28 protein-coding genes are annotated in these 24,444 nt (G+C 68.5%); 22 read left to right on the forward strand and 6 right to left on the reverse strand.

The window, feature by feature from the left end; all coding sequences use genetic code 11:
- Positions 1 to 36: 36 nt before the first annotated feature.
- The 3 genes from ROJ8625_RS16965 to ROJ8625_RS16975 all read left to right on the forward strand — a co-directional run bounded on the left by ROJ8625_RS16965 (position 37) and on the right by ROJ8625_RS16975 (position 1,462).
- Positions 37 to 261 carry a F0F1 ATP synthase subunit C gene (locus ROJ8625_RS16965; RefSeq protein WP_072775827.1) on the forward strand — a complete coding sequence of 75 codons (225 nt, stop codon included), beginning with the start codon at positions 37 to 39 and terminating at the stop codon, positions 259 to 261.
- A gap of 83 nt (positions 262 to 344) precedes the next feature.
- A complete protein-coding gene (locus ROJ8625_RS16970) occupies positions 345 to 893 on the forward strand; it encodes a F0F1 ATP synthase subunit B' (RefSeq protein ID WP_085793117.1) in 549 nt (182 codons plus the stop codon).
- Positions 894 to 898: 5 nt separating this feature from the next.
- Positions 899 to 1,462 carry a F0F1 ATP synthase subunit B gene (locus ROJ8625_RS16975; RefSeq protein WP_085793327.1) on the forward strand — a complete coding sequence of 188 codons (564 nt, stop codon included), beginning with the start codon at positions 899 to 901 and terminating at the stop codon, positions 1,460 to 1,462.
- 102 nt (positions 1,463 to 1,564) lie between these two features.
- Here ROJ8625_RS16975 and ROJ8625_RS16980 read toward each other — a convergent pair whose 3' ends face one another.
- Positions 1,565 to 3,226, reverse strand: a complete 1,662-nt coding sequence (locus ROJ8625_RS16980; protein ID WP_085793118.1) for an NAD+ synthase — start codon at positions 3,224 to 3,226, stop codon at positions 1,565 to 1,567.
- A 160-nt stretch (positions 3,227 to 3,386) separates the two neighbouring features.
- Between ROJ8625_RS16980 and ROJ8625_RS16985 the strand changes: the two genes are divergently transcribed.
- The 3 genes from ROJ8625_RS16985 to ROJ8625_RS16995 all read left to right on the forward strand — a co-directional run bounded on the left by ROJ8625_RS16985 (position 3,387) and on the right by ROJ8625_RS16995 (position 6,514).
- On the forward strand, positions 3,387 to 4,907 hold the full coding sequence (locus ROJ8625_RS16985) for an MORN repeat-containing protein (protein WP_085793119.1): 1,521 nt from the start codon (positions 3,387 to 3,389) through the stop codon (positions 4,905 to 4,907).
- A gap of 98 nt (positions 4,908 to 5,005) precedes the next feature.
- On the forward strand, positions 5,006 to 5,218 hold the full coding sequence (locus tag ROJ8625_RS16990; RefSeq protein ID WP_085793120.1) for a hypervirulence associated TUDOR domain-containing protein: 213 nt from the start codon (positions 5,006 to 5,008) through the stop codon (positions 5,216 to 5,218).
- 147 nt (positions 5,219 to 5,365) lie between these two features.
- Positions 5,366 to 6,514: an alkane 1-monooxygenase gene (locus ROJ8625_RS16995; protein ID WP_085793121.1), complete on the forward strand. Its 1,149-nt coding sequence runs from the start codon at positions 5,366 to 5,368 to the stop codon at positions 6,512 to 6,514.
- A 49-nt stretch (positions 6,515 to 6,563) separates the two neighbouring features.
- On the opposite strand, the gene ROJ8625_RS17000 is transcribed toward ROJ8625_RS16995, so the two are convergent.
- Positions 6,564 to 6,953 (reverse strand): metallopeptidase family protein, encoded by a 390-nt coding sequence (locus ROJ8625_RS17000; protein WP_085793122.1) that lies wholly within the window; start codon positions 6,951 to 6,953, stop codon positions 6,564 to 6,566.
- Between the two features lie 150 nt (positions 6,954 to 7,103).
- Between ROJ8625_RS17000 and ROJ8625_RS17005 the strand changes: the two genes are divergently transcribed.
- Positions 7,104 to 7,697, forward strand: a complete 594-nt coding sequence (locus ROJ8625_RS17005) for an NAD(P)H-dependent oxidoreductase (RefSeq protein WP_085793123.1) — start codon at positions 7,104 to 7,106, stop codon at positions 7,695 to 7,697.
- Positions 7,698 to 7,762: 65 nt separating this feature from the next.
- On the forward strand, positions 7,763 to 8,191 hold the full coding sequence (locus tag ROJ8625_RS17010) for a DUF1801 domain-containing protein (protein ID WP_085793124.1): 429 nt from the start codon (positions 7,763 to 7,765) through the stop codon (positions 8,189 to 8,191).
- Positions 8,192 to 8,195: 4 nt separating this feature from the next.
- Here ROJ8625_RS17010 and thpR read toward each other — a convergent pair whose 3' ends face one another.
- Together thpR and ROJ8625_RS17020 are read right to left on the reverse strand one after the other, a co-directional pair.
- A complete protein-coding gene (gene thpR, locus ROJ8625_RS17015; RefSeq protein ID WP_085793125.1) occupies positions 8,196 to 8,741 on the reverse strand; it encodes an RNA 2',3'-cyclic phosphodiesterase in 546 nt (181 codons plus the stop codon).
- Between the two features lie 58 nt (positions 8,742 to 8,799).
- Positions 8,800 to 9,786 carry a DMT family transporter gene (locus ROJ8625_RS17020; RefSeq protein ID WP_085793126.1) on the reverse strand — a complete coding sequence of 329 codons (987 nt, stop codon included), beginning with the start codon at positions 9,784 to 9,786 and terminating at the stop codon, positions 8,800 to 8,802.
- Positions 9,787 to 9,949: 163 nt separating this feature from the next.
- Between ROJ8625_RS17020 and ROJ8625_RS17025 the strand changes: the two genes are divergently transcribed.
- The 3 genes from ROJ8625_RS17025 to ROJ8625_RS17035 all read left to right on the forward strand — a co-directional run bounded on the left by ROJ8625_RS17025 (position 9,950) and on the right by ROJ8625_RS17035 (position 13,000).
- Entirely contained in the window at positions 9,950 to 10,885 is a 936-nt protein-coding gene (locus tag ROJ8625_RS17025) for an ABC transporter ATP-binding protein (RefSeq protein WP_085793127.1), read from the forward strand.
- A complete protein-coding gene (locus ROJ8625_RS17030; protein WP_085793128.1) occupies positions 10,882 to 11,643 on the forward strand; it encodes an ABC transporter permease in 762 nt (253 codons plus the stop codon). The genes ROJ8625_RS17025 and ROJ8625_RS17030 overlap by 4 nt, the downstream gene beginning before the upstream one ends.
- A 118-nt stretch (positions 11,644 to 11,761) precedes the next feature.
- Entirely contained in the window at positions 11,762 to 13,000 is a 1,239-nt protein-coding gene (locus tag ROJ8625_RS17035; RefSeq protein WP_085793129.1) for an MFS transporter, read from the forward strand.
- 33 nt (positions 13,001 to 13,033) lie between these two features.
- Here ROJ8625_RS17035 and ROJ8625_RS17040 read toward each other — a convergent pair whose 3' ends face one another.
- The gene (locus ROJ8625_RS17040; RefSeq protein WP_085793130.1) at positions 13,034 to 14,629 is read right to left on the reverse strand and encodes a sodium:solute symporter; all 1,596 of its coding nucleotides are present in this window, start codon (positions 14,627 to 14,629) and stop codon (positions 13,034 to 13,036) included.
- An 85-nt stretch (positions 14,630 to 14,714) separates the two neighbouring features.
- Here ROJ8625_RS17040 and ROJ8625_RS17045 point away from each other — a divergent pair, with 85 nt between their 5' ends.
- A complete protein-coding gene (locus tag ROJ8625_RS17045) occupies positions 14,715 to 15,599 on the forward strand; it encodes a 50S ribosomal protein L11 methyltransferase (RefSeq protein ID WP_085793131.1) in 885 nt (294 codons plus the stop codon).
- Between the two features lie 109 nt (positions 15,600 to 15,708).
- A complete protein-coding gene (locus ROJ8625_RS17050; RefSeq protein ID WP_085793132.1) occupies positions 15,709 to 16,038 on the forward strand; it encodes a hypothetical protein in 330 nt (109 codons plus the stop codon).
- A gap of 108 nt (positions 16,039 to 16,146) precedes the next feature.
- Here ROJ8625_RS17050 and ROJ8625_RS17055 read toward each other — a convergent pair whose 3' ends face one another.
- The gene (locus ROJ8625_RS17055; RefSeq protein ID WP_085793133.1) at positions 16,147 to 16,350 is read right to left on the reverse strand and encodes a DUF1127 domain-containing protein; all 204 of its coding nucleotides are present in this window, start codon (positions 16,348 to 16,350) and stop codon (positions 16,147 to 16,149) included.
- 313 nt (positions 16,351 to 16,663) lie between these two features.
- Here ROJ8625_RS17055 and ruvC point away from each other — a divergent pair, with 313 nt between their 5' ends.
- The 9 genes from ruvC to tolB all read left to right on the forward strand — a co-directional run bounded on the left by ruvC (position 16,664) and on the right by tolB (position 24,367).
- Positions 16,664 to 17,158 (forward strand): crossover junction endodeoxyribonuclease RuvC, encoded by a 495-nt coding sequence (gene ruvC, locus ROJ8625_RS17060; RefSeq protein ID WP_085793328.1) that lies wholly within the window; start codon positions 16,664 to 16,666, stop codon positions 17,156 to 17,158.
- Positions 17,155 to 17,832 carry a Holliday junction branch migration protein RuvA gene (gene ruvA, locus ROJ8625_RS17065; RefSeq protein WP_085793134.1) on the forward strand — a complete coding sequence of 226 codons (678 nt, stop codon included), beginning with the start codon at positions 17,155 to 17,157 and terminating at the stop codon, positions 17,830 to 17,832. Before ruvC ends, ruvA begins: the two co-directional genes overlap by 4 nt.
- A gap of 49 nt (positions 17,833 to 17,881) precedes the next feature.
- Positions 17,882 to 18,907, forward strand: coding sequence for a Holliday junction branch migration DNA helicase RuvB (ruvB, locus tag ROJ8625_RS17070; protein ID WP_085793135.1), 1,026 nt, complete (start codon positions 17,882 to 17,884; stop codon positions 18,905 to 18,907).
- A gap of 395 nt (positions 18,908 to 19,302) precedes the next feature.
- Positions 19,303 to 19,971 carry a hypothetical protein gene (locus ROJ8625_RS17075; protein WP_085793136.1) on the forward strand — a complete coding sequence of 223 codons (669 nt, stop codon included), beginning with the start codon at positions 19,303 to 19,305 and terminating at the stop codon, positions 19,969 to 19,971.
- Positions 19,972 to 19,987: 16 nt separating this feature from the next.
- The gene (gene ybgC / locus ROJ8625_RS17080; RefSeq protein WP_085793137.1) at positions 19,988 to 20,383 is read left to right on the forward strand and encodes a tol-pal system-associated acyl-CoA thioesterase; all 396 of its coding nucleotides are present in this window, start codon (positions 19,988 to 19,990) and stop codon (positions 20,381 to 20,383) included.
- 116 nt (positions 20,384 to 20,499) lie between these two features.
- Positions 20,500 to 21,195, forward strand: a complete 696-nt coding sequence (tolQ, locus tag ROJ8625_RS17085; protein ID WP_085793138.1) for a protein TolQ — start codon at positions 20,500 to 20,502, stop codon at positions 21,193 to 21,195.
- A 1-nt stretch (position 21,196) separates the two neighbouring features.
- Positions 21,197 to 21,712 (forward strand): protein TolR, encoded by a 516-nt coding sequence (gene tolR / locus ROJ8625_RS17090; protein WP_085793139.1) that lies wholly within the window; start codon positions 21,197 to 21,199, stop codon positions 21,710 to 21,712.
- Between the two features lie 10 nt (positions 21,713 to 21,722).
- The gene (gene tolA, locus ROJ8625_RS17095; protein ID WP_085793140.1) at positions 21,723 to 22,916 is read left to right on the forward strand and encodes a cell envelope integrity protein TolA; all 1,194 of its coding nucleotides are present in this window, start codon (positions 21,723 to 21,725) and stop codon (positions 22,914 to 22,916) included.
- A 128-nt stretch (positions 22,917 to 23,044) separates the two neighbouring features.
- Complete coding sequence (gene tolB, locus ROJ8625_RS17100) at positions 23,045 to 24,367, forward strand: Tol-Pal system beta propeller repeat protein TolB (RefSeq protein ID WP_085793141.1); 1,323 nt, start codon at positions 23,045 to 23,047, stop codon at positions 24,365 to 24,367.
- Positions 24,368 to 24,444 lie beyond the last annotated feature (77 nt).

Genomic DNA, 24,444 nt, shown 5'->3' on the forward strand with positions numbered 1-24,444 from the left:
AACACGCCAACTTCCAATTCGTAAGGAGACATCATCATGGAAGGCGATCTCGCACATATCGGCGCAGGCCTCGCGGCAATCGGCTCCGGCGCAGCCGCCATCGGGGTGGGCAACGTCGCGGGCAACTACCTTGCCGGCGCCCTGCGCAACCCGTCGGCTGCCGCGTCGCAGACCGCGACCCTCTTCATCGGCATCGCATTCGCGGAAGCGCTGGGCATCTTCGCCTTCCTCGTCTCGCTCCTGCTGATGTTCGCGGTGTAATCGACCCCGAACGATCCTTACGCGCGGGCGGTGCCGGATGCCGGCTCCGCCCGTGGTAATCCCAACGAATTCCGGAGGACGGCATGGCGACCGAAACGACCGCCGAGAGTGCCAGCGCCTGCGTCGGCCCCAACGGCTCCGCCATCGGCATGCCGCAGCTGTGCGGCGAGTGGGTGGGGAACCAGGTCTTCTGGCTGATCCTCGCGCTCGTGGCCATCTACTTCGTGCTGGACCGCGTGGCGCTGCCCCGTATCCAGGCGATCCTTGCCGAGCGGCAGGGCACCATCACCAGCGACCTCGCCAAGGCCGAGGAGCTGAAGGCGCAGGCCGAAGAGGCCGAGCGCGCCTACGAGAAAGCGCTGGCCGAGGCCCGCAGCGAAGCTCAGAAGATCGCGGAAGAGACCCGCGCCGAGATCCGGCAGCAGGTTCAGGACGCGCAGGACAAGGCTGATGCCGAGATCGCCGCGCGCACGGCCGAATCGGAAAAGCAGATCGCCGAGATTCGCGCCTCCGCGCTCGCCAACGTCGAGACGGTGGCCAAGGATACCGCCGAGGCGCTCGTCGCGGCGCTTGGCGTCAACGCGGACAAGTCGGCGCTCGATGCAGCGGTCGACAAGCGGATCGAGGGGTGAGCGTCATGCGGATTATCCTGAGTGCGGGCGCGGCCCTAGCGGCGTCCCCGGCGATGGCGGCGACGGCTGGCACCCCGTTCTTCTCGCTCAACAACACGGACTTCATCGTCCTGTTGGCGTTCGTTCTGTTCATCGCGGTGCTGATGTACTTCAACGTGCCGTCGATGATCGCGAAGATGCTCGACCAACGTGCCGAGGGCATCCAGGGCGAACTCGACGAAGCGCGCACCATCCGGGAGGAGGCCCAGAGCCTTCTGGCCTCGTACGAGCGCAAGCAGCGCGAGGTGTCCGAGCAGGCGGACCGGATCGTGGCGCAAGCCCGTGAGGACGCGCGAGCCTCCGCCGAGCAGGCGAAGGAAGACCTTCAGCGCACGATCGACCGTCGCCTCGCCGCGGCGGAGGAACAAATCGCGTCGGCCGAGGCCGCGGCTGTTGCCGAGGTGCGCAACCGGGCCGTCGATATCGCGGTGGCCGCGGCGCGCGAGGTCGTGGGCCAGCAGATGAGCGCGTCCAAGCAGGCCGAGCTGATCGACGGGGCCATCACGACCGTGGACCAGCGCCTGAACTGAGGCGGCCCAACACGTCATGTTCGAGGCACCCGGCGGTTTCCGCCGGGTGTTTTCGCGTCCGGAGGACGATGCGAACGCCTCGTGGTGTCCGGACGCCGGGGCTTACCGGCGGCCCTCGCGATAGCGGTTGACGATCGGATAGCGGCGGTCGAGCCAGAACGCTCTCTCGGACAGCCGCGTGCCGGGTGCCGACTGGAAGCGCTTGTATTCGCTCACGTAGATCAGGTTCTCGACCTTCGCCGCGTCCTCGCGGGAATAGCCGGCTGCCTCGCAATCGGCGATCGATCCGTCGCGATCGACAAGGATTTCCAGGATCCCGTCGAGCACCGGGTAGTCGGGCAGCGAGTCGCTGTCCTTCTGGTCGGCGCGAAGCTCTGCGGTCGGCGGTTTTGAGATGATACGCGGCGGGATCACCTCGCCTGTGGGCGCCTTCATCCAGTCGCGCGCGGTCGCATTGCGCCAGCGGCAGATATCGAAGACCCGGGTCTTGTAGAGATCCTTGATCGGATTGTAGCCGCCGGACATGTCGCCGTAGATCGTGGCGTAGCCGACCGCCACCTCCGACTTGTTGCCGGTGGTCAGGAGCATTTCGCCGAACTTGTTCGACATCGCCATCAGCAGCAGGCCCCGCAGGCGCGACTGCACGTTCTCCTCGGTCAGATCCTCGTCCCGGCCCTCGAAATGGGGCGCGAGGGTTTCGCTGATCGCCGCCCGCGCGGGCCCGATCGGCACGAACTCGTAGGGGCAACCGAGCCGCTCGGCCAACGCCTTCGCGTCTTCCAGCGAGTGTTCGGAGGTGTATTCCGACGGAAGCATGACGCAGCGCACGTTCTCGGGCCCGATCGCATCGGCGGCGATAGTGGCGACGAGCGCGGAATCGACGCCGCCCGAAAGCCCGAGCAGCACCTTGGGAAAGCCGGCCTTGCGCAGGTAATCCCCGAGCGCCACGACCATCGCACGGTAATCCTGCTCGAGCGTGTCGGGGTGGTGCGCGACCTCGCCCGGTGCGACGCGCCATCCGTCGTCCGTGCGTTCGAGATCGACGTGGACCACCGCCTGTTCGAAGACCGGCAGCTGCACGGCCATGTCGCCACCGGGATTGAGCACGAACGAGCCCCCGTCGAAAACCTGGTCGTCCTGCCCGCCGACGAGGTTGAGGAACACCAGCGGAAGGCCCGTCTCGACCGTGCGGGCGACCATGTGGCTCAGGCGGATGTCGTATTTCCCGCGGTGGTAGGGCGAACCGTTCGGCACCAGCAGGAACTCCGCACCGGTCTCGGCATGGGTCTCGGCCACGTCCGAAAACCACGCATCCTCGCAGATCGGCGAGCCGATGCGCGTGTTGCCGACGCTGTAGGGGCCGCCGATGGGCCCCGCGTCGAATACGCGCATCTCGTCGAAGACGGCGTAATTCGGCAGGTGATGCTTGAGCAGCGTCGAGGAGACCTTGCCGCCCTTCAGGATGAAGTAGGCGTTGTAGAGTTCGGTGCCCTCGAGCCACGGCCCACCGATGGCGAGCGCGGGCCCGTCGGCGCATTCCTCGGCAAGCCGGCGCACCGTCTCGATCGCCGCCATGTGGAAGGACGGCTTCAGCGTCAGGTCCTGCGGGTTGTAGCCGGTGATGAACATCTCGGGCAACGCGACGAGGTCGGCGCCAGCCGCCTGTCCGGCCTCCCACGCGTCTCGCGCGAGCGCGGCATTGCCGTCGAGATCGCCCACCGTGGCGTTCAGCTGTCCCAGCGTGAGGCGGAAACGATCGCCCATCCAAAGGCTCCTGACACGGTCACAATCGCGTGGCGACATAGCAGATGCGGCGGCGAGGGGAAGCGCCTGCGGCCAAAAGACATTGTGCGCGCGGCGCGCCTTCTTTACGTTTCAGACACTCTCAGAACCGGGCAGGCGACAACGGGAGCATCGCGGGCGCATGACAGGACAGGCGCGTCTCATCCTCTTGGCAGCGACGATCTGGCTGAATCCCGGCCTCGGGTCGGCGCAGTCGGACGGCGAGGTCCAGACCAAGACATTCGACGATGGCGGCGTCTACGAAGGCACGTTCCGCGACGGATTGCAGCATGGCGAGGGCACCTACCGCCTTCCCAACGGCTACGAGTACGTCGGCGAATGGGTCGACGGCGAGATCCGCGGCGAGGGCGTCGCGACGTTTCCGTCGGGCGCGATCTACGAAGGCCAGTTCGCCAAGGGCAAGCCCGAAGGCGTCGGCAAGATCACCTTCGTCGACGGCGGCACCTACGAGGGCACGTGGTCCGACGGCAAGATCAACGGACGCGGCGTGGCAATCTACGCCAACGGCGTGCGCTACGAGGGATCGTTCCGCAACGCGCGCCACCACGGCCGCGGCACGATGACCACGCCGAACGGGCACACCTACGAAGGCGACTGGGTCAACGGCGTCAAGGAAGGCACCGGCACCCTGACGTTCCCCGATGGCTCGATTTACGAAGGCCGCGTGTCCGGCGGCGTCCGCGACGGCCAGGGCACGCTGACCATGCCCGACGGCTGGGTCTACGAAGGCATGTGGAACGACGGCCAGATTGATGGCGCCGGCCGGATCGAGCAGCCGAACGGCGATGTCTACGAGGGCGAGCTGGTCGACGGCCGCCGCCACGGCACCGGCACCGCCACCTACGAGAACGGCGATGTCTACGAAGGCGCGTTCCGCGACGACCGCCGGCACGGCGAGGGCACGTTCCGCGGCGCGGACGGTTACGAGTACACCGGGGCCTGGGTCGAGGGCGTGATGCAGGGCGAGGGTCAGCTCAGCTATCCCGACGGGTCGGTCTATGTCGGCGAATTCGTCGACGGGCTTCCGAACGGCACCGGCCGGATCACCTACGCCGACGGCTCCACCTTCCAGGGCGACTGGGAAGAGGGCGTGATCTCGGGTGAGGGGCGCGCGGAATACGCAGACGGCCTCGTCTACGAGGGCGAGTTCCGCAACGCGCGCAAGCACGGCACCGGCGTGATGACCTATCCCGACGGTTATCGCTACGAGGGCGAGTGGGTCGACGACCGGCGCGAGGGGCAGGGGACCACCACCTTCCCCGACGGCACGACCTACACCGGCGGATTCCGTGACGGCCAGCGCCACGGTCAGGGCACGCTCGTTATGGCCGAGGGCTTCCGCTACGAAGGCGAATGGCAGAACGGCGAGATTAGCGGCGAGGGCCGCGCGACATATGCCAACGGCGACGTCTACGAGGGCATGTTCGTGGACGGCAAGCGGCAAGGCGAAGGCACCTTGTCCTACGCCACGGGCGAGGTCCGCTCCGGCACCTTCGTGAACGGCGCGTTGACCGAAGAGGACACCCCCGAGGACGGCAGCAGCGACGAGGCCGCGGCGGACGGTGACGACACGGACGCGGCGCCGCTGGCAGAGGGACCCGAGACGCCCGAGGCCCCTCAGGATCCGTCCAACGGCGGCTGACGGACGGCCGCGCGACGTGTCTCGTGCGGTCGGCGGGAACCCGGCCGCGCCCCGCTCGGTTCGGCTGGCGTCACGTCACCGCAAGGAAGGACTGCGCCATGGGCTATTCGACAGGCGACCGCGTAGAATGGGATTGGGGCAACGGCACCGCCTCGGGCACCATTGAGGAGCGCTTCACCCAGGATGTCACGCGCACGATCAAGGGCAACGAGATCAAGCGCACGGCGAGCGTGGACGAGCCTGCCTTCCTGATCCGGCAGGGCGACGGCACGCCGGTGCTGAAATCCATCACGGAATTGCGCAAGCAGTGACGCTGGCGGCCGGCAGGCCCACACAGCGGCCCGGGCCGGCGCGGGCACGAGGAGCACGGTCGCTCTCGCTGCGGCCTCGCTTCCCCTTGGCAGCGCGAGCCGCGCGGCTGTAACATCCGCGGACAAACCTTCGACGCTGGCCCGCGAATGACCGACGCCCCCTACATCCGCGCCGACCGGCTGCGCCGGCTGTCCGCAGCGCTGCCGTTCTGGATCTCGCTGGCGCTTTTGCCGGTGCTGTGGGTCGGAGCGGTCCTCGGTGGCGCGTGGATCCTGCTGACGCCGCTCGTCACGTGGTACCTGTTTTCCGCTCTGGACGCGGCGATCGGCCTTAACACCGACAACGCGGACCCTCAGACCGACGAGGCGCAGCTGTTCTGGTATCGCCTCGTCACGCTGATCTGGGCACCGCTGCAGGCTGCGACGCTTCTCGCTTTGCTGTACTACGTGCCGCGCGCGCCGCACCTGTCGAGCCTGGAGGCCGTGGGCGTCTTCCTCGGCATGGGCGTCGTTTCGGGCACGGTCGGGATCAACTACGCGCACGAACTGATGCACCAGCGCAACCGGGTAGAGCGTCGGCTGGCCGACATCCTTCTTGCCATGGTGCTTTATTCGCATTTCCGGTCCGAGCATCTGCTCGTTCACCACCGCTATGTCGGCACGCCGCGCGATCCGGTAACGGCGCGCTACAACGAGGGCTTCCACCGGTTCTATCCGCGCGTGCTTCGGGAGTCGCTGGTGTCCGCCTTCCGCGCCGAGCGCGCCATGCTGGCGCGCCGCGACCGGCCATGGACGGACCGCAGCAATCCGTTCTGGCTCTACTGGGCGCTGCAGGCGACATTTCTCGCGCTGGCGATGATCCTCGGAGGCGCATCCGGCCTTGCGCTGTTCTTCGTGCAGGCGGGCACGGCGGTGTGGCAGCTCGAACTCGTCAATTATGTCGAGCACTACGGGCTGACGCGCAAGCACGAGGGCGGGGGCCGGTACGAACACGTCAAGCCGCGCCACTCGTGGAACGCGTCGCAACGGGCCTCGAACTGGCTGCTTATCAATCTCCAGCGTCATTCCGATCATCACTACAAGCCCGACCGGCGGTTCCCGCTGCTTCAGACCTATGAGGAGGAAGAGGCGCCGCAACTGCCCTACGGCTACCCTGTGATGACGGTGGCGGCGATGATCCCGCCGATCTGGCGCCGCGTGATGAATCCCCGCGTCCGGGCGTGGCGGCGTCAGTTCTATCCGGAGATCGAGGATTGGCGGGCCTACAACCGCCACGAAACGCCGCTGCCGCGCTAGCGCACGACTCGCGGCACTCGGCCGGCGATGACCGACGCGCCGTCGTCGGTCATTCCCACCAGCGGTCGATCTCGGCGATATCGTCGTCGGACCAGCCGAAATGGTGGGCGATCTCGTGCACCACCACATGCGCCACCAGATCCTCCAGCGCGACGTTGCCGCGCTCGCGCCACTCGGTCAGGATCGGTTCGCGGAAGAGCCAGACCGTGTCGGGGAATGGCGCCGGGTCGCTCACCGATTTCTCTGTCAGCGGGATACCGTCGTAGAGCCCGGTCAGCTCGCGCGGATCCTCCATCCCGAACTCGGCAAGCATCGCATCGTCCGGCCAGTCCTCGACGCGCAGAACCACGTCGGCCGCGCGGGCGGCAAAGGGCGCCGGCAGCGCGGCAAGTGCGGCGCGGGCCATGGCTTCGAAGCTGTCGGCGTCGGTGCGGGTCATGGCGCCGGATATGGCCTGTGCGGGACGTGTTGGAAAGGCTCTGCGCGGTCGCACAGCATCTTTGCGGAGAAACGCGGAACGTGCGCTCGCGCGCGCTAGTTGGCCATGCGAAAGACACCGCAGACCATTCTGAACACAGGAGAGACGACGATGGCCCAACCCAAGATCGCGATCATCTTCTACACCACCTACGGCACCAACCACGCGGTCGCGCTCGAGGCGCAGGCGGCAGCCGAGGCCGCCGGCGCGGATGTCCGCCTGCGCCGCGTGCCCGAGACGGCCCCGAAAGAGGTTGTCGAAAGCCAGGACGCGTGGAAGGCCCAGCTGGAGAAGATGTCGGATATCACCGAGGTCAGCCATGACGACATGACCTGGGCGGACGGCTATTTCTTCATCACGCCGACCCGCTACGGCAATCCGGCCAGCCAGATGCGCGCTTTCATCGACACGCTCGGCCCGCTCTGGATGGAGGGCAAGCTGGCCGACAAGACGGTGACGATGGCCACGTCGGCCAATACCGTGCATGGCGGGCAGGAAACGACGCTACTGTCGCAGTTCATCACCTTCTCGCACTGGGGCTGCATCATCGTGCCGCCGGGCTATACCGACCAGTCGATCTTCGACGCCGGCGGCAACCCTTACGGCTTCTCGAAATCGGCGGGCGAACTGACCGACACCGAGAAGAAGGCACTGAAGCACCAGACGACCCGCTTCGTCGAGAAAACCGCGAAGCTCGCCTCCTGAACCGATGCCGCCATCCCCGCGCCGCACGCGCGGGGATGTGCTATCCTCCCTGTTCGGAGGCTGAAATGGCGCACCTGAAGACACAGGCAACGGACGCGTCGGTCGACCACCTGATCGCGTCCCTGACGCCCGAGGCGCGGCGCGCCGATGCCGAGCGCCTCGACCGGATCTTTCACGACGTGACGGGATACCGGCCGCGTGTCTGGGGCGATGCGATCATCGGGTACGGCCGATACAGCTACACCTATGCCAGCGGACGCAGCGGCACGTATCTCGCGACCGGGTTCGCGCCACGCAAGAGCGCGATGTCCCTCTACATCATGCCGGGCTACGCCGAGTTCGGCGACCTTCTGGATCGGCTCGGCCCGCATTCGCGGGGCAAGGCGTGTCTTTACATCAAGCGTCTGGACCGGATCGACGAAGTGGCCCTGTCGGAACTGATCCGGTGCGGCCTGGCGGATCTGTCGTCGCGGTGGGAGGTCACGCCCGGCTGAACGATCAGCCCAGCGGGAACTCCGCAAGCTCGTCGTAGACCGCGCCCGCCTTTGTCAGCACGGATTCGTAGAGGACGAAACGATCGGCGCGCACGTCCTCGACCGTCATGTGTGCCTCGCGCTTCAGGAACGCCGCGAGCTTGGCCTCTTCCTCCGTGTCGAGCCGGCCCGGCAGCCGTGCGAAGGTGACGTGCGGGCGAAACCGGCGGCGCTCGAGCGGCAGGCCGGCGCCATGACAGCGTGAGCGTACGCGGTCGTGCAGATCGCGCAGTCGGCCATCATCCTCGGCCGAAAGCGCGAGGGCATGACCCGTCTGGCCATTGCCGAAGCTCGTGACCCCCGACAGGCGATAGGTGAATGCGGGCGGCGCGAGCGTCTCCAGCGCCTCGGCGACTTCGCGCAGATCGGCCTCGGGCACGTCGCCGAGGAACGCGAGCGTCAGGTGCATTGTCTCGGGGTCCATCACGCGACCGACATCGAGCCGGTCGCCCATCGCCTCGAGCACGTCGGCATCCGACAGGGGCAGCGGCAGGGCAATGAAAGCGCGCATCACGGCTCCTTTCGTCCCTCACGATGTCGCGCATCGCGCGGCGGCCTGCAAGCCGGGCTCAGCGGCGGAACGGCCAGGCCCGGCGACCCGGCCGCCGCGCGCCGCGTTCGCGCAGGAACACGACGAGGCCCGCGCCCACGATCAACGCGCACCCGGCCCATGTGGCGATGTCGGGCCATTCGCCGAAAATTGCCCAGCCCCAGAAGATCGCGAGCGGCAGGCCGAGGTATTCGAACGGCGCGATGACCGAGGCGTCCGCGAGCCGGTACGACGCCGACAGGCAATAGCCGACGAACCCCGACATAAGCCCGATCAGGCCGAGCGCCGCCCAGTCCTCGCGCGGCGGCACGATCCAAGCGCGCAGAAGAAACTGCACGCTTTCGTCGGTGCTGCCTGCGGCGAAGCGGCCATCGCCCGCGACGACGAACATCAGCGCCGACACGACGAGGAAGGTCAGGTGGATGTAGACGGCGAGGGCCGAGGCGCGCGCAGCGACGCCGAGCTTGCGCGTCATCACCTGCATCAGCGCGTAGAGCAGCGCGGCGACCACGGGCAGAAGCAGGGTCGCCCGGCCAAGCCCCTCGGGCAAATCGGCGAGCGGGCGCTGCATCACCACGACGCCGGCGAGTCCGACGAGGATGGCGATCATCCGCGGCACCCCCACGCGCTCGCCCAGAAGCGGGATCGACAGGAGCGTGATGAAGAGCGGGGCAACGAAGAACAGCGCGGTCGCGAGCCCGAGCGGCAGCACCGCCACCGCGGCGAAGAACGTCATGTTGGCTCCGGCGACGAGCAAACCGCGCAGCGCGTGAAGGCCCGGCGTGGCCGTGCGCAGCAGGTGCAGCCCGCCCTCCGCCTGCACGATGCCGAGCGTCAGCACGAGCCCGATCGCGGAGCGGATGAAGACGATCTGGTGCAGCGGGTAACCGCTCGACAGCACCTTCACCAGCATGTCGTTCACCGAGATCGCGGCCACGCCGAGCGAGATCAGGGCGATACCGAGCGCGGGGCGGTCTGCGGAAAGGGCGGCGGACGGGGCGGACATGCAGCCGTGGTATCGCCTTCGCGCCGGCTTTCACAGCGGCTTGTCCGGGCAAGACCCTTTGCCGGCATCGTGCGCTGCACAGGGCAGTGGGCCGGAATGCACATTGGCGGGGATCGATGCGGCCGCTAGGTCTGGGCGGGACACGATGGACGGGAGACACGCCATGGCGGCGATGGTCGAGATTCGCGACGCGCGAAAGGTCTATGACGGCGGGTTCGAGGCACTGAAGGGCGTGACGCTCGACATCGAGGAGGGAGAAATTCTCGCGCTTCTCGGGCCGAACGGGGCCGGCAAGACGACCCTGATCTCGTGCATCTGCGGGATCGCGGTGCCGAGCTCGGGCGAGATCCGCGTCGGCGGCCACGACGTGGTGCGCGAGTACCGCGCGGCGCGCGCCCTCGTCGGGCTGGTGCCGCAGGAGGTCAATCTCGAGCCGTTCGAGACCGTCTGGAACACCGTGCGCTTTACCCGCGGTGTCTTTGGCCGGCCGCGTGACGACGCGCACCTGGAGGATATCCTTCGCCGCCTGTCGCTCTGGGACAAGCGGAGCTCGAAGATCAATGCACTCTCTGGCGGGATGAAGCGGCGCGTGCTGATCGCCAAGGCGCTGAGCCACGACCCGCAGGTTCTGTTTCTCGACGAACCGACCGCCGGCGTCGACGTCGAACTGCGCCGGGACATGTGGCAGATCGTGGCGGGACTGAAGGAGGCCGGCGTCACCATCATTTTGACGACCCACTACATCGAGGAGGCCGAGGCCATCGCCGACCGCGTCGGTGTCATCAACGGCGGCCGGCTCCTGCTCGTGGAGGAGAAGGCCGCCCTGATGACCCGGATGGGGCGCAAGGAGCTGCGCATCGACCTGCACGACCGGCTCGACACGGTACCGCCCGAGCTCGCGGAGTTCGATCTCGCGCTCGAGGATGGCGGCCGGACGCTCGTCTACAGCTACGACACCGCGGCGGAGCGCACCGGGATCTCGCGGCTCGTCGCCGCGATGGCGGAGGCCGGTATCGTGCTGCGCGACCTGCGCACCAGCCAGAACTCGCTCGAGGACATCTTCGTGGGACTCGTGCACGACGGGGAGGACGCGGCATGAACTGGACGGCCGTCGGCGCAATCTACCGCTTCGAGATGGCGCGGTTCTTCCGCACGCTCCTGCAGAGTTTCATCTCGCCCGTCATCTCAACCTCGCTCTACTTCGTGGTGTTCGGCGCCGCGATCGGCAGCCGTATCGACGAGGTCGAGGGGGTCAGCTACGGCGCCTTCATCGTTCCGGGCCTCGTGATGCTTTCGGTGATCACGCAGGCGATATCGAACGCGTCCTTCGGGATCTACTTTCCGAAATTCATCGGCACGATATACGAGCTTCTCTCGGCGCCGATCAGCTTCATCGAAATCGTCACCGGCTATGTCGGCGCGGCGGCCACGAAGGCGCTGTTCATCGGGATCGTGATCCTCGTGACCGCGTCGCTCTTCGTCCCGATGCGGATCGAGCACCCGGTGGCAATGCTCGCGTTCCTCGTGCTGACCTGCCTGAGTTTCGCGCTCCTGGGCTTCATTCTCGGCATCTGGGCGTCGAATTTCGAGCAGCTGCAGCTGGTGCCGCTACTGGTCATCACGCCGCTCGTCTTTCTCGGCGGCTCGTTCTACTCGATCTCGATGCTGCCGCCGCTCTGGCAGAACGTCGCGCTGATCAACCCGGTGGTCTACCTGATCTCGGGGTTTCGGTGGTCCTTTTACGGATTGGCCGACGTGCCTGTCGCGGTCAGCCTTCTGGCGATCGCCGGCTTCACCGCGCTCTGCCTCGGCGCGATCTGGTGGATCTTCCGCACAGGGTGGCGGATCCGCGCCTGATGCGCGGTGCCCGCCCGGAGCGTGCGCCCGCGCCGTCCGGCCGGTGGCCGGGCCGTGCGAATGGAACGGCCACGTCATGGCGCTCGCTTTCGGGCCGGGACCGGGCTAGAGCCATGCCATGAACCGACGCATCGTGCCCTTGGGCGAGGCCCGCCATCTGCCGCTCTGGCAGCGTCCGGTGACGCTGCTGTTCCTGATGGCGATCGCCATGCCGCTGAGCTTTGCCACGTGGTCGGCACTTCTCAACAACTTCGTCATCGAGGCGGCGGGGTTCGACGGCGCGGATATCGGCTGGCTGCACACGGTGCGCGAGATCCCGGGCTTCCTCGCCGTCGGCGTCATCGCGGTGATCATCTTCATGCGCGAGCAGGTGCTCGCGCTGGTGTCGCTGGCCCTGCTGGGTGTCGCCACGGCCATGACGGCGATGTTTCCTTCGCTGGGCGGCATCCTGACGATCACCATGCTGAGCTCGATCGGCTTTCACTACTTCGAGACGGTCAACCAGTCGCTGCAGCTGCAATGGCTGCCGAAGGACCGCGCGCCGCAGGTGCTCGGGCTTCTCGTCGCGGCCGCCTCGGCGGCGACACTCGTCGCCTATGTCGCCATCGTCATGACGTGGGAAACGCTCGATCTTTCCTATGGGGCCGTCTACGTCGCGTCTGGCGGCCTGACGCTCGTCATCGTCGCCTATTGCGCGGTGGCGATGCCGCAGTTCGAGGCGCCGAACCCGCAGGTCAAGCGGTTCGTCCTGCGCCGGCGCTACTGGCTCTACTATGCGTTGCAGTTCATGTCGGGCGCGCGGCGGCAGATCTTCGTCGTGTTCGCCGGCTTCATGATGGTGGAGCGCTTCGGCTTCGAGGTGCACGAGGTGACCGGCCTGTTCCTGGTCAATCTCCTCGCCAACATGGCGTTCGCGCCGCTCATGGGGCGGGCGGTGCACCGCTTCGGCGAGCGTCGCGCGCTGGTCTTCGAGTATGCCGGCCTTGTGGGCGTGTTCCTCGCCTATGGCGGGGTGTACTGGTTCGGCTGGGGCGTGGCGCTGGCTGCCGCGCTCTACGTGCTGGATCACCTGTTCTTCGCGCTCGCGCTGGCGCTCAAGACCTATTTCCAGAAGATCGCGGACCCCGGAGATATCGCCCCGACGGCCGCCGTCGCCTTCACGATCAACCATATCGCCGCGGTCTTCCTGCCGGCGCTCCTTGGTTATCTGTGGCTGGTCGCGCCGCAGGCGGTGTTCACGCTGGCCGCCGGGATGGCTGCGACGTCGCTGATGCTGGCGCTGCTGATCCCGCGGCACCCGGCGCCCGGCCACGAGACGGTGTTCGCCCCGCTCCTGCCGGCGGCCCCGGCGGAGTGAGGGCGCGCGCCTGAGCGCGCGCCCGTCCCGGCGTCACCAGAACAGTACGAGGATCCCCAGCATCGCCACGCCGAGCAGGCAGGCCCAAAGCTTGACGTTGGCGTAGATCGGCGCGTCGTCGCGCAGCGCCTCGGTGGCGATCTCCGGGGTCCAGGTCGCCCCCTCGTATTCCTCGCCGGCGCCGTGGCTTCCGCTGAGGCTGACGGCCGCGAAGATCAGGCAGGAGACGAGGGTCATCAGGCCGACATTGGCGGTGAAGTGGATCGGCCAGTACTCGAGCTGCGTGGCGATGAAGACGGCGATGGCGATGCCGTGCCCGGCCCAGAGCGTCGTGAAGGCCGCGGTATCGGTGCCGCGCGGCCAGAGCGCTCCGAGGATGAAGATCGCCACGACCGGCGGCACGAGCACCGAGAATGCCTGCTGCAGGTAGTCCCAGAGCCCACCCATGTCGTCGATGAAGGGCGCCCACAGGATCGCGATCACCATCAGCACCAGCGTCGTGATCTGGCCGATGCGGCGCTGCTCGGACGGCTCGCGGTCGGCGATGTTCATGAAATCGTGCCCGATCAGCGTCGAGGAGGAGTTGAGCGTGGAATCGACGCTCGACATGATCGCGGCGACGAGGCCTGCGAGCACCAGACCGGTCAGGCCGGCGGGCAGGATCGTGGTGGTGATCGTCGGAAAGACCATGTCGGCGTTCGACAGGTCCGGAACGACCGAGATCGCCATCGCGCCCGGCAGCACCATGATGAACATCGGGATGATCTTGAGGAAACCGCCGAGGATCGCGCCGCGCTGCGCCTCGCGCAGGTCGCGCGCGCCCAGCACCCGCTGCACGATGTACTGGTTGGTGACCCAGTACCAGAAGCCGAGGAGCGGCACGCCGAAGAACAGCCCCGTCCAGGGCAGCGTTTCGTTGTCGCGCGGCAGCACGAGGCTCAGGTGATCCTCGCCGGGCACGCTCTCCTTCACCTGCGCCCACGAGAAATCGTTGCCCTGGAACAGGATGAACGTCATCGCGGCGCAGCCGATGATGAGCACGACGGCCTGCAGAACGTCGGTATAGACCACGGCCTTCAGGCCGCCCGACGCGGTGTAGATGCCTGCAAAGATGCCGAGACCGACGCAGGTCTGCCAGATCGGGATGTCGGGAAAGAAGGTCTGCACCACCACGCCGCCGGCATAGAGCCCGCCGGCGGTGTCGACGATGACCGTCAGCACGATCGTCACCGCCGAGAAGTAGAGCCGCGCGCGGCGGTCGAAACGCCGCTCGAGCCATTCGGGGATCGTCGTCACCCGGGCCTTGAAGAACAGGGGCGCGAACACGAAGGCCAGCAGGATGAGGGGGATGCCCGCCATCCACTCGTATGCCGAGGTGGCGATGCCGGTGGTGTAGGCGGCCCCCGTCAGGCCGATGAGCGTGGTCGAGGAGATGTTGGAGGCGAAGAGCGAGAAACCGACGACCGTCCAGGTCAGGGTTCGCCCCGCGAGAAAGAGATCCTCACCGCTTTCGGTTCGTCGGGAGACCCATACACCGATCCCGATGATCACAAGGAAATAGGCGACGAGGACGGCGATATCGAGCCCGGTGATCGCGCCCGACACCGCTTGCGAGGCTCCCTCTTCCATGCTTCAAGCTCCTCCTGACACTGTGTCGCACCAACCGGAGCGGCGCTGCGGAGGTTCCCGCTAAACGCGAACGGAGATCCCAGGCATGGCCACCTACACGGCGCTGACGACCTTGCGCGGACGCGAACCGGCGGAGGCGCTGGGCGAGGCGCTCGAAGAGCTCGACCCGGCGCCGACCGGGGTCGGCGTGTTCGAGATCGAGGACGACAGCGGCCTGTGGGAGGTCGGCGGCTACTTCGATGCGCCGCCCGACGAGATCGGGCTCGCGCTTCTGGCCGCGTCGTGGGGCGCCGCCGATTTCGCGGTGTCCGAGGTGCCCGACACCGATTGGGTCGACAAGGTCCGGCGCGAACTTACGCCGGTCGAGGCCGGCCGTTTCTTCGTCTACGGCAGCCATGACGCCGACAAGGTGCCCGAGGGCGCGGAGCCGCTCCTGATCGAGGCGGCGATGGCGTTCGGCACCGGACACCACGGCACCACGCTTGGATGTCTGCGTGCGCTCGACCGTCTTGCGACGGCGGGCGTCGAGGGGCAGCGCGTTGCCGATATCGGGTGCGGCACCGCCGTTCTGGCGATGGCCGCGGCGCGCATCTGGCCGAACCCGGTCCTCGCGTCGGACATAGACGCGGTAGCGGTCGAGGTCGCCGAGGCCAATGTCCGGGCCAACGATCTCGAGGGGCGAGTCATCTGCGTCGAGGCCACGGGCTTCGACCACCCACGCCTGGCCGAGGCCGTGCCGTTCGATCTCGTCTTCGCCAACATCCTGCTCGCCCCGCTCGTCGCGCTTGCGCCCGACATGGGCCGCGTGGTGGCGACTGGCGGGCGCGCGATCCTGTCGGGAATCCTCACGCGGCAGGCGGATGAAACCGTGGCCGCGTACCGCGACGCCGGGTTCGAGGTCGAGCATCGCGAAGAGATCGGCGACTGGGTCACCCTCACGCTGCGTCGTGACGCGGAGGCGTCGTCGTAACGCGGCGACCGCAGCGATTGCCGCAAAAATGCCTTAATTCAGGGCTACGTCCGACCCAGTCTATTGTCCGGTGGGGGCCGGTACGTTCGAGGCTGCCATGGATCAAGGATTGAAAGAGTTCGCGCGCAGGCACCGGCAGCTGCGCCGCAAGCATCGTCGTTTGGCCCGGGGTTACGTGACCCGCCTGGGATCCAACGGCGTCATCGAGCACCAGCCGCGACGCGAGCTCGCGGGTCTGGTCGTCCCGCCGATCGGCGTGCTTCTCATCTCGTTCTTCGGCTTCAAGATCGTGCTGTTCTCGAGCCTCGGCGCCGACGCGTACGGTCGCCACCTCTCCGCACTGGCCGAGGGCACGATGGTCGAGCGTATCGGCGCCGTGCTGATGGCCGCCGATCCGCTGACGATGATCGCGACCGAGGTCGTCTCGCGCCTCATGTAGGACCGCTGCGCCCCGACGCAGAAACGCCGCGCCGGCCCCTGGCCCGCGCGGCGTTTTCTGTGTGCCTGCTGCGACGTGCGCCGCCCCGGACGGACGACGCGGCGCTGGTCAGCGGCGCGCGACCCGGGCGATGTCGGCGCGGGTCAGGCCGATATCGTCGAGTTCGCGGTCGGTCAGCTGCGAAAGCGCCTTTTCGGTGCGGCGCACGTCGCGCGAATGCGCAACCGTGGAGACGGCGCTGACGAACAGTGCACCGATGCGACCGGCGGCATCGAGCGAAGCGGGGCGGGAGGGGGCGGCGGTGAAGCTCATGTCGGGAATCCTGAAACTGGCGCGCAAAGCGGCGATCTTGCTGTCTGATGCGCAGGTAGAAGGCGGAACGAGAACGAACAAGAGCTCTTTCCCGCATGGGTCACATGCGTTTTTTGCATGCCATTCTTCACGCTATGGTCATGTTTTTAGGCGTGAAATCCGGCTCGCGCGTGCGCGGGGTCGCGAAGTGCCGGCAAAGCGTCGCAAACCGGCGCCGGGACCGCGCCTGCGCAAGACCCCTTGGCGGATGTTCGCGCTTCGTGCTAATCCTGTCGTCAAAACGAAATGCAGCGAATACAGGCGGGCGGCAGTGATCCGAGTGTTGGGGATCGATCCGGGGTTGGTGAATCTCGGCTGGGGCGTGATCGAGGCCGACCGCGGCCGGATGCGCCACGTCGCCAATGGCAGCTGCCATTCCGGCAAGGGCGACCTCGCCGACCGCCTGCTGCAGCTTCACCGCCAGCTCTCCGGGATCATCGACTCCTACCGGCCTCAGACTGCCGCGGTCGAGCAGACCTTCGTCAACAAGGATGCCGTTGCGACGCTCAAGCTCGGACAGGCGCGGGCGATCGCGCTGCTGGTCCCGGCGCAATTCGGCCTGACCGTCGGGGAATATGCGCCGAACAAGGTGAAGAAATGCGTGGTCGGAGTCGGGCATGCCGACAAGCGGCAGGTGCAGCACATGGTGCGCATGCAGCTTCCCGGCGCGGACCTGACCGGGCCCGATGCGGCCGACGCGCTGGCGGTCGCCATCTGCCACGCCTTCTACATGGATGCGACGGCCGTCGCGCCGAAGGTGCGTGCGTGATCGGCCGCGTCGCCGGCCGTATCGCCTACAAGGCCGAGGACCACGTCCTGATCGATGTCGGCGGCGTGGGCTACGTGGTGTTCTGCTCGGACCGTGTCCTCGCAAGCCTTCCCGGCCCGGGCGAGGCCGCGGCGCTGTTCACGGACCTCCTCGTGCGCGAAGACATCCTGCAGCTCTACGGCTTCCCCTCGCTGGCCGAGAAGGAATGGCATCGCCTGCTGATGAGCGTGCAGGGCGTTGGCGCGAAGGCGTCGCTGGCGATACTCGGCGCGCTCGGACCCGACGGCGTCAGCCGCGCGATCGCGCTGGGAGACGCCACCGCCATCAAGGCGGCCCGGGGCATCGGCCCGAAGACCGCGCAGCGCGTGGTGCACGAACTCAAGGACAAGGCGCCCGGCGTGATGGCGATGGGCGCCGGTGCGGTGGCGGCCCCGGCGTCGCCACCGGAGGCGGGAGCGGCCCCGGCCGTGGACGAAGCCGCGCCGTTCCCGGCACCGGCCACGCCGCAGGCCGGCAGCGGCGCGGCGCAGTCCGAGGCACTGTCGGCCCTGACGAACCTCGGCTATGCGCCGGGCGAGGCCGCCGGCGCCGTGGCACAAGCCGCGGGAGATGCGCCCGACGCCGACACCGCAACGCTCATCCGCGCCGCACTCAAGCGCCTGGCCCCCGCATGATCGGGCTGGCGCGCCTCCGCCCGTACGGGCGTCGTCGCGGGCGCCTGCGATGACCGGGCCGGATCCGATGCTGCGCCCCGAGCCTCAGGCCGAGGACGAAGGGCGCGCGCTGCGGCCCCAGTCGCTCGACGATTTCGTGGGGCAGGCCGAGGCGCGCGCGAACCTGCGCGTGTTCGTGCAATCGGCGCGCAGCCGGGGCGAGGCGATGGACCACACGCTGTTTCACGGCCCCCCCGGCCTCGGAAAGACGACGCTGGCCCAGATCATGTCGAAAGAGCTCGGCGTCAACTTCCGCATGACCTCGGGCCCCGTCCTCGCGAAGGCCGGCGATCTCGCCGCGATCCTCACCAATCTCGAGGCGCGCGACGTGCTCTTCATCGACGAGATCCACCGCCTGAACCCCGCAGTCGAAGAGGTGCTCTACCCGGCGATGGAAGACTTCGAGCTCGATCTCGTGATCGGCGAGGGCCCCGCGGCGCGCACCGTGCGGATCGAACTCCAGCCCTTCACGCTCGTCGGCGCAACGACGCGGCTCGGGCTCCTGACCACGCCGCTGCGCGACCGTTTCGGCATCCCCACCCGCCTGCAATTCTACACGGTCGAGGAACTCGATCGCATCGTGACCCGGAACGCGGAAAAGCTCGGCGTGCGGGCCGAGCCGGACGGCGCGCGCGAGATCGCCCGCCGTGCCCGCGGCACGCCCCGCATCGCCGGCCGGCTCTTGCGCCGCGTCGTCGACTTCGCGGTGGTCGAGGGCGACGGCGTGGTCACCCGCGCGCTGGCCGACAACGCGCTGACTCGTCTCGGCGTGGACTCGCTCGGCCTCGATGGCGCCGACCGGCGCTATCTCGGACTGATCGCCGAGAACTACGCCGGTGGTCCGGTCGGCATCGAGACGATCTCCGCGGCCCTGTCGGAGAGCCGCGATGCGCTCGAGGAAGTCATCGAACCCTACCTGCTGCAACAGGGCCTGATCCAGCGCACGCCGCGCGGCCGCATGCTCGCGCAGAAAGGTTGGAGCCATCTCGGTCTGCCCGCACAGGGCGCGCCCGGCCAGGGAGCGCTGTTCAGGTAAACCCACGTCTCGCCCGGGCGCGGCAGCCGATGGTTCGGCACGACCATCCGGAGCCTCCGGCGGGGGGTTTGTGGCAAGATGAAGCCTGGGCGGTCGGACACGATATGCGCAATCCACCCCGTTCCGACTCGGCGCGCCGTGGATACGGAAACGGACCGGGCCGGAACGGGGCTTCACCTTGCACGCGGCTCGGCTCCCCAGCCGGCCCCGCGGAACCAGTTGACGTGAGTTGGGTTAACAGGAGGTTTCCACGCGACACGCTCATCCTTCATCTTGCCCGTGAACCCCGGGGGAGTCGCCGCAGGCGACGGGGGCAGAGCCCCCTCGCGGTCCGGCCGTTGGACTTCGCCGCGCCGTTGTGGCAGGAGCGCCGCGAGCGACAGGAGCCACCTGCCATGCACGACACACCGCCGCCCGAGCGGGGTTCCGAGCCCTCCGCCGACGAGATCGCTGCGCTCTTCACGCGGTCGGACGGCGAGTATCTCTGCGCGCGGTGGGGGCGGCCGCTGGCGCCGGTCGTCTTCGGGGTCGACGATCGCACGCTCGGCATTGTCAAGGGCGCGTTCGAGGCGGTCGCGGAGCTGGCCGGGCACGAGATCGCGGAGACGGATCCCGAGCTGGGCGCCAATGTCATGGTCTTCTTCTTTCGCGACTGGGACGAGCTGACAGAGGTGCCGAACCTCGACCGGCTGGTTCAGGGGCTGGCGCCGCTCGTGGAGCGACTGAAGGCGGCGGACGCGAACCAGTACCGCGTGTTCCGGTTCGACGGCGACGGGGCGATCACCGCCTGTTTCGTCTTCCTGCGCATGGATGCGGAACTGTCGGCCGTCCCGGCCGAGACACTCGCGCTTTCGCAGGTCGTGCACTCGATGCTTCTGTGGTCGGACACCGCCTTCACCACGCGCTCCGCGCTCGGGACGTTGTCGGACGGACGGGTTGTGCTGCGCCCGGACGTCGCCGCGATCCTGCGTGCCGCCTACGACCCGGTTCTGCCGGACGTCGCCCGCGACCCGAGCCACGCGCTGCGTCTTCATGCCCGGCTCACCGCCGGGCGCCTGTCCTGATCCGGCCTGCGAGGGAATGTCGATGGAGCCGCACGAGTTCGCCGTCACGGTGTTCTACGAGGATACCGACATGGGCGGTATCGTCTATCACGCGAATTACCTGAAATTCATCGAGCGGGCGCGATCCGCCTGGGTGCGCACGCTGGGCGTCGACCAGAACGCGATGCGCGAGGCCGGCATCGTCTTCGTCGTGCGCCGGATCGAGGCGGATTACCTCGGCGCCGCGCGGCTCGACGACGAGTTGCTCGTGCGCACCGAGACGCAGAGCGTGACAGCCGCGCGCCTCGTCATGCGCCAGGAGGTGCTGCGCGCCGGCGAGGTCCTGTTCCGGGCCGAAGTCACGGCCGTCTGCGCAACTCTTGCGGGACAGCCGGTGCGTTTGCCGGCGGAGATCCGCCAAAAGGTGCACTGAGTGCACGCGACCGTGTAAGGCCCGGCGGCATTCCGTGTTGGCCGCGGTGGCGGATTTGCGGTAGACCGAGCCTCAGGAGGCCCGTCAGAGGCCCGAGGCGGACAAAGAGCAGGCTCATGGAAACCGAAGCACTCCAGGCGGCGTCGCAGGTCGATTTTTCGATGTGGGGCCTTTTCGCGCGCGCCACGCTCACCGTGAAGCTGGTGATGCTGGCGCTGATCCTGTCATCCTTCTGGTCGTGGTCGATCATCGTGCAGAAGATCATCTCGTACCGCGCGGCGCGGCGCGAGGCGGCGCGGTTCGACCGCGCCTTCTGGTCGGGCGAGCCGCTGGACGAGCTGTTCGACGAGATCGGGCCCGATCCGAGCGGCCGCGCACAGCGCGTCTTTGCGGCCGGCATGTCGGAATGGCGGCGCAGCCACCGGGACGACGGCGCGATGATTGCCGGCGCGCAGGCGCGGATCGACCGCTCGATGGACGTGGCCATCGCCAAGGAGGCGGACGAGCTTCAGGCGGGGCTCCCGGTCCTGGCCTCGGTCGGGTCGGTCACGCCGTTCGTCGGGCTGTTCGGGACGGTCTGGGGCATCATGAACGCCTTCATCGAGATCGCCGAGCAGCAGAACACCAACCTCGCCGTCGTCGCACCGGGCATCGCCGAGGCGCTGCTGGCCACAGGGCTCGGGCTTCTGGCGGCCATCCCGGCGGTGATCTTCTACAACAAGCTGTCGGCGGACGCCGATCGGCTGATCGGCGGCTACGAGGCGTTCTCGGACGAGTTCTCGACCATCCTGTCGCGCCAGTTGGACGGCTGAGATGGGCGCGGGCGTCATCAAGAAGGGCTCGGGCGGCGGCCGGCGGCGGCGCAATCGCCGCGGCGGCGCGCAGCCGATGTCCGAGATCAACGTCACGCCCTTCGTGGACGTGATGCTGGTTCTGCTGATCATCTTCATGGTGGCCGCGCCGCTCCTGACGGTCGGCGTTCCGGTCGAACTGCCGAAGACTGCGGCGACCGCGCTGCCCTCCGACAACGAGGAGCCGCTGACGGTCACGGTTGCTGCCGACGGCACGGTCACGGTGATGACGACCGAGGTGCCGCGCGACGCGTTGATCGGCCGGCTGCGCGCCATCGCGGCCGAGCGGTCGGACGATCGCGTGTACCTGCGGGCCGACGGCACCGTGCCCTACAACGACGTGGCCGAGGTGATGGGCGCGCTCAACGCGGGCGGCTTCGCGTCGATCGGTCTCGTCACCGATATCGGCGGGCCGGCGCTCGACGGGGCGGCCGCGGCCGAGCCGTCGCTTGCGGCGCCTGCCGGGGAAGGCAACTGAGGGGCGGCCTTTGCACACGGGCCATTACATCTCGGGCGCGGGCCATCTGGCCCTGATCGGCTGGGTCCTGTTCGGCGGCGTGTTCTCGTCGGAGCCCGACCCCGTGGAGGTGCGCGAGGTCTCGATCCTGTCCGAGGAGGAGTTCGCCGCGCTGACCGAGCGCAGCCAGCCGCCCGAGAGCACGCAGGACATCGACGCGCCGCCGGTGCCCGAGGCGGAGCCCGAACCGTCGCCCGAGCCGCCCGCGCCGGAGCCCGAGCCGGCCCCGGAGCCGCCGCCGCAGCCCGAAGCCGTGACCCCGCCCGAGCCAGAGACGGCGCCGGAGCCGGTCGCGCCCGAGCCGCAGGCCGACGCGCAGGACGATGTGGCCGCGCCGCCGCAGCCGGATCCCGAGATCGACGCGCCAGAGGTCTCCGAACGGCCGGTGCCGCGCCCGGTGCCGCGCGTCGCGCCCGAGCCGCTGCCGGAGCCCGAACCGGAGGCCGAGGTTGCCCCGGACGTGGCCGAGGCGATCGAGCCGGAGCCGTCGGACACCCCGGCCGACGAGCCGCAGGAGCCCCAGGAGGCGCAAGCGCCAGAGGCGGCCGCGTCCGAGATCGTGACCGAGGCCGAGGAGCCGTCGCGCGCCCCCGACGCATCGGTGCGACCCCGTGTCCGCCCGGCGCGCCCGACTCCGGTCGCGGAGCCGGACCCGGAGCCCGAACCAGAGCCCGACACGCAGACCGCCGCGGCGCCGGAGCCCGAGTCCGAACCCGCGCCGGAGCCAGAGCCGGAGCCGCAGCAAACGCCGCCGGAGGACCTGGGCAGCGGCATCGAGGATGCCCTGGCCGAGGCGCTTGGCGGAGGCGGCACGACGGATCCGCAGCCGGACGTGCCCGTCGGCCCGCCGATGACGTCGGGCGAGCGCGATGCCTTCCGCGTTGCTGTCCAGAGCTGCTGGGTCGTCGATGTCGGCAGCCAGGCCGCGAATGTCACGGTGACGATCGGCATGGACATGCAGCAGAGCGGACAGGTCGTCACCGACTCGATCGAGCGCCTGAGCGCGTCGGGCGGCGACGCCCGGGCGATCGAGACGGCGTTCCAGGCCGCGCGCCGCGCGATCCTGCGGTGCCAGGGCGACGGATACGACCTGCCGTCCGAAAAATACGGCCAGTGGGACCGGATCGAGATCACCTTCGATCCGTCCGGCATGCGCGTGCGATGATCGGGGTGCCTGCATCCCTTCCGGCAACGGCGGGTTACCGCCGCGCCACGTTTTCCCCGACGCGCGGGCAGGATAGGCTCGCGCCAACCCGGACGCCCCTCGTTCGACTCAATCGGAAAGGGTGACAGATGAGACGACTGCTTCTGACGCTTCTCGGCCTTGCCGCGCTTCTGCCGGTGCTCGCCGCGCCCGTGGCGGCGCAGGACGGTCCGCTGCGCATCGACATCACCGAGGGCGTGATCGAACCCGTCCCGATCGCCCTGCCGGCCTTCGTGGACGAGGGCGGCGCGGGCGAACTGGCGCAGCGGATCACGCAGGTCGTCGCCGATGACCTGACCGGCACGGGGCTCTTCCGCCGGATCCCGCGCGAGGCCTTCATCAGTTCGGTCACGAGTTTCGCGAGTCCGGTGCAGTACGCCGACTGGCGCGCCATCAACGCGCAGGCGCTGATCACCGGCGCGGTCAGCGTGTCGGGCGGCCGGGTGAGCGTGAAGTTCCGCCTCTACGACGTCTTCGCCGGCACCGAACTGGGCGAGGGCATGCAGTTCGCCGCCGGCGAGGACGGCTGGCGCCGGCTGGCCCACAAGGTCGCCGACCAGGTCTATTCGCGGATCACCGGCGAGGGCGGGTATTTCGACAGCCGCGTGGTCTTCGTTTCGGAGAGCGGGCCCAAGGACGCGCGCGCCAAGCGGCTGGCGATCATGGACTACGACGGTGCGAACGTGCAGTATCTCACCGACAGCGGGTCGATCGTGCTGGCGCCACGGTTCTCGCCCGATGGCGGCCGGGTGATCTACACGAGCTACGCCACCGGCAGCCCGCGCATTCACGTCCTGAACGTGGGCGACGTCCAGAGCCGCGTGCTTCCGGCGCAGTCGGGCGACATGAGCTTTGCGCCGCGCTTCACGCCGAACGGGCAGGGGCTCCTGTACTCCGCCACCAGCGGCTCCAACACCGACATCTACCGCATGGACATCTCGAGCGGGCAGACGAGCGCGATCACCTCCGGCCCGGCGATCGAGACGGCACCGTCCTATTCGCCCGACGGCAGCCGCATCGTGTTCGAGAGCGACCGCTCCGGGTCGCAGCAGCTCTACATCATGTCCGCCGGCGGCGGCGAACCCACGCGTATCAGCTTCGGCCCGGGGCGCTACGGCACCCCGGTCTGGTCGCCCCGCGGCGACCTGATCGCGTTCACCAAGCAGAACGCGGGCCGCTTCCATATCGGCGTGATGCGCACCGACGGCTCCGAAGAGCGTCTGCTGACCGCATCCTTCCTCGACGAGAGCCCGACCTGGGCGCCGAACGGCCGGGTGATCATGTTCGCGCGCGAGACGCAGGGCGCGCAGGGGTCGTCCTCGCTCTACACGGTCGACGTGTCGGGCCGGAACCTCAAGCCCGTGCCCACGCCCGACGGCGCCTCCGACCCAAGCTGGGGCCCCCTCCAGTGATCCGGCGGGCGGCGACGTCACGAGAATGTTCGCGGTATCGCGTCTCGGGCGTGCCGCTTCCATTCCCTTGCGTGACT

The organism is Roseivivax jejudonensis (assembly GCF_900172265.1).
In the GTDB taxonomy this organism is placed as follows: Bacteria; Pseudomonadota; Alphaproteobacteria; order Rhodobacterales; family Rhodobacteraceae; genus Roseivivax; species Roseivivax jejudonensis.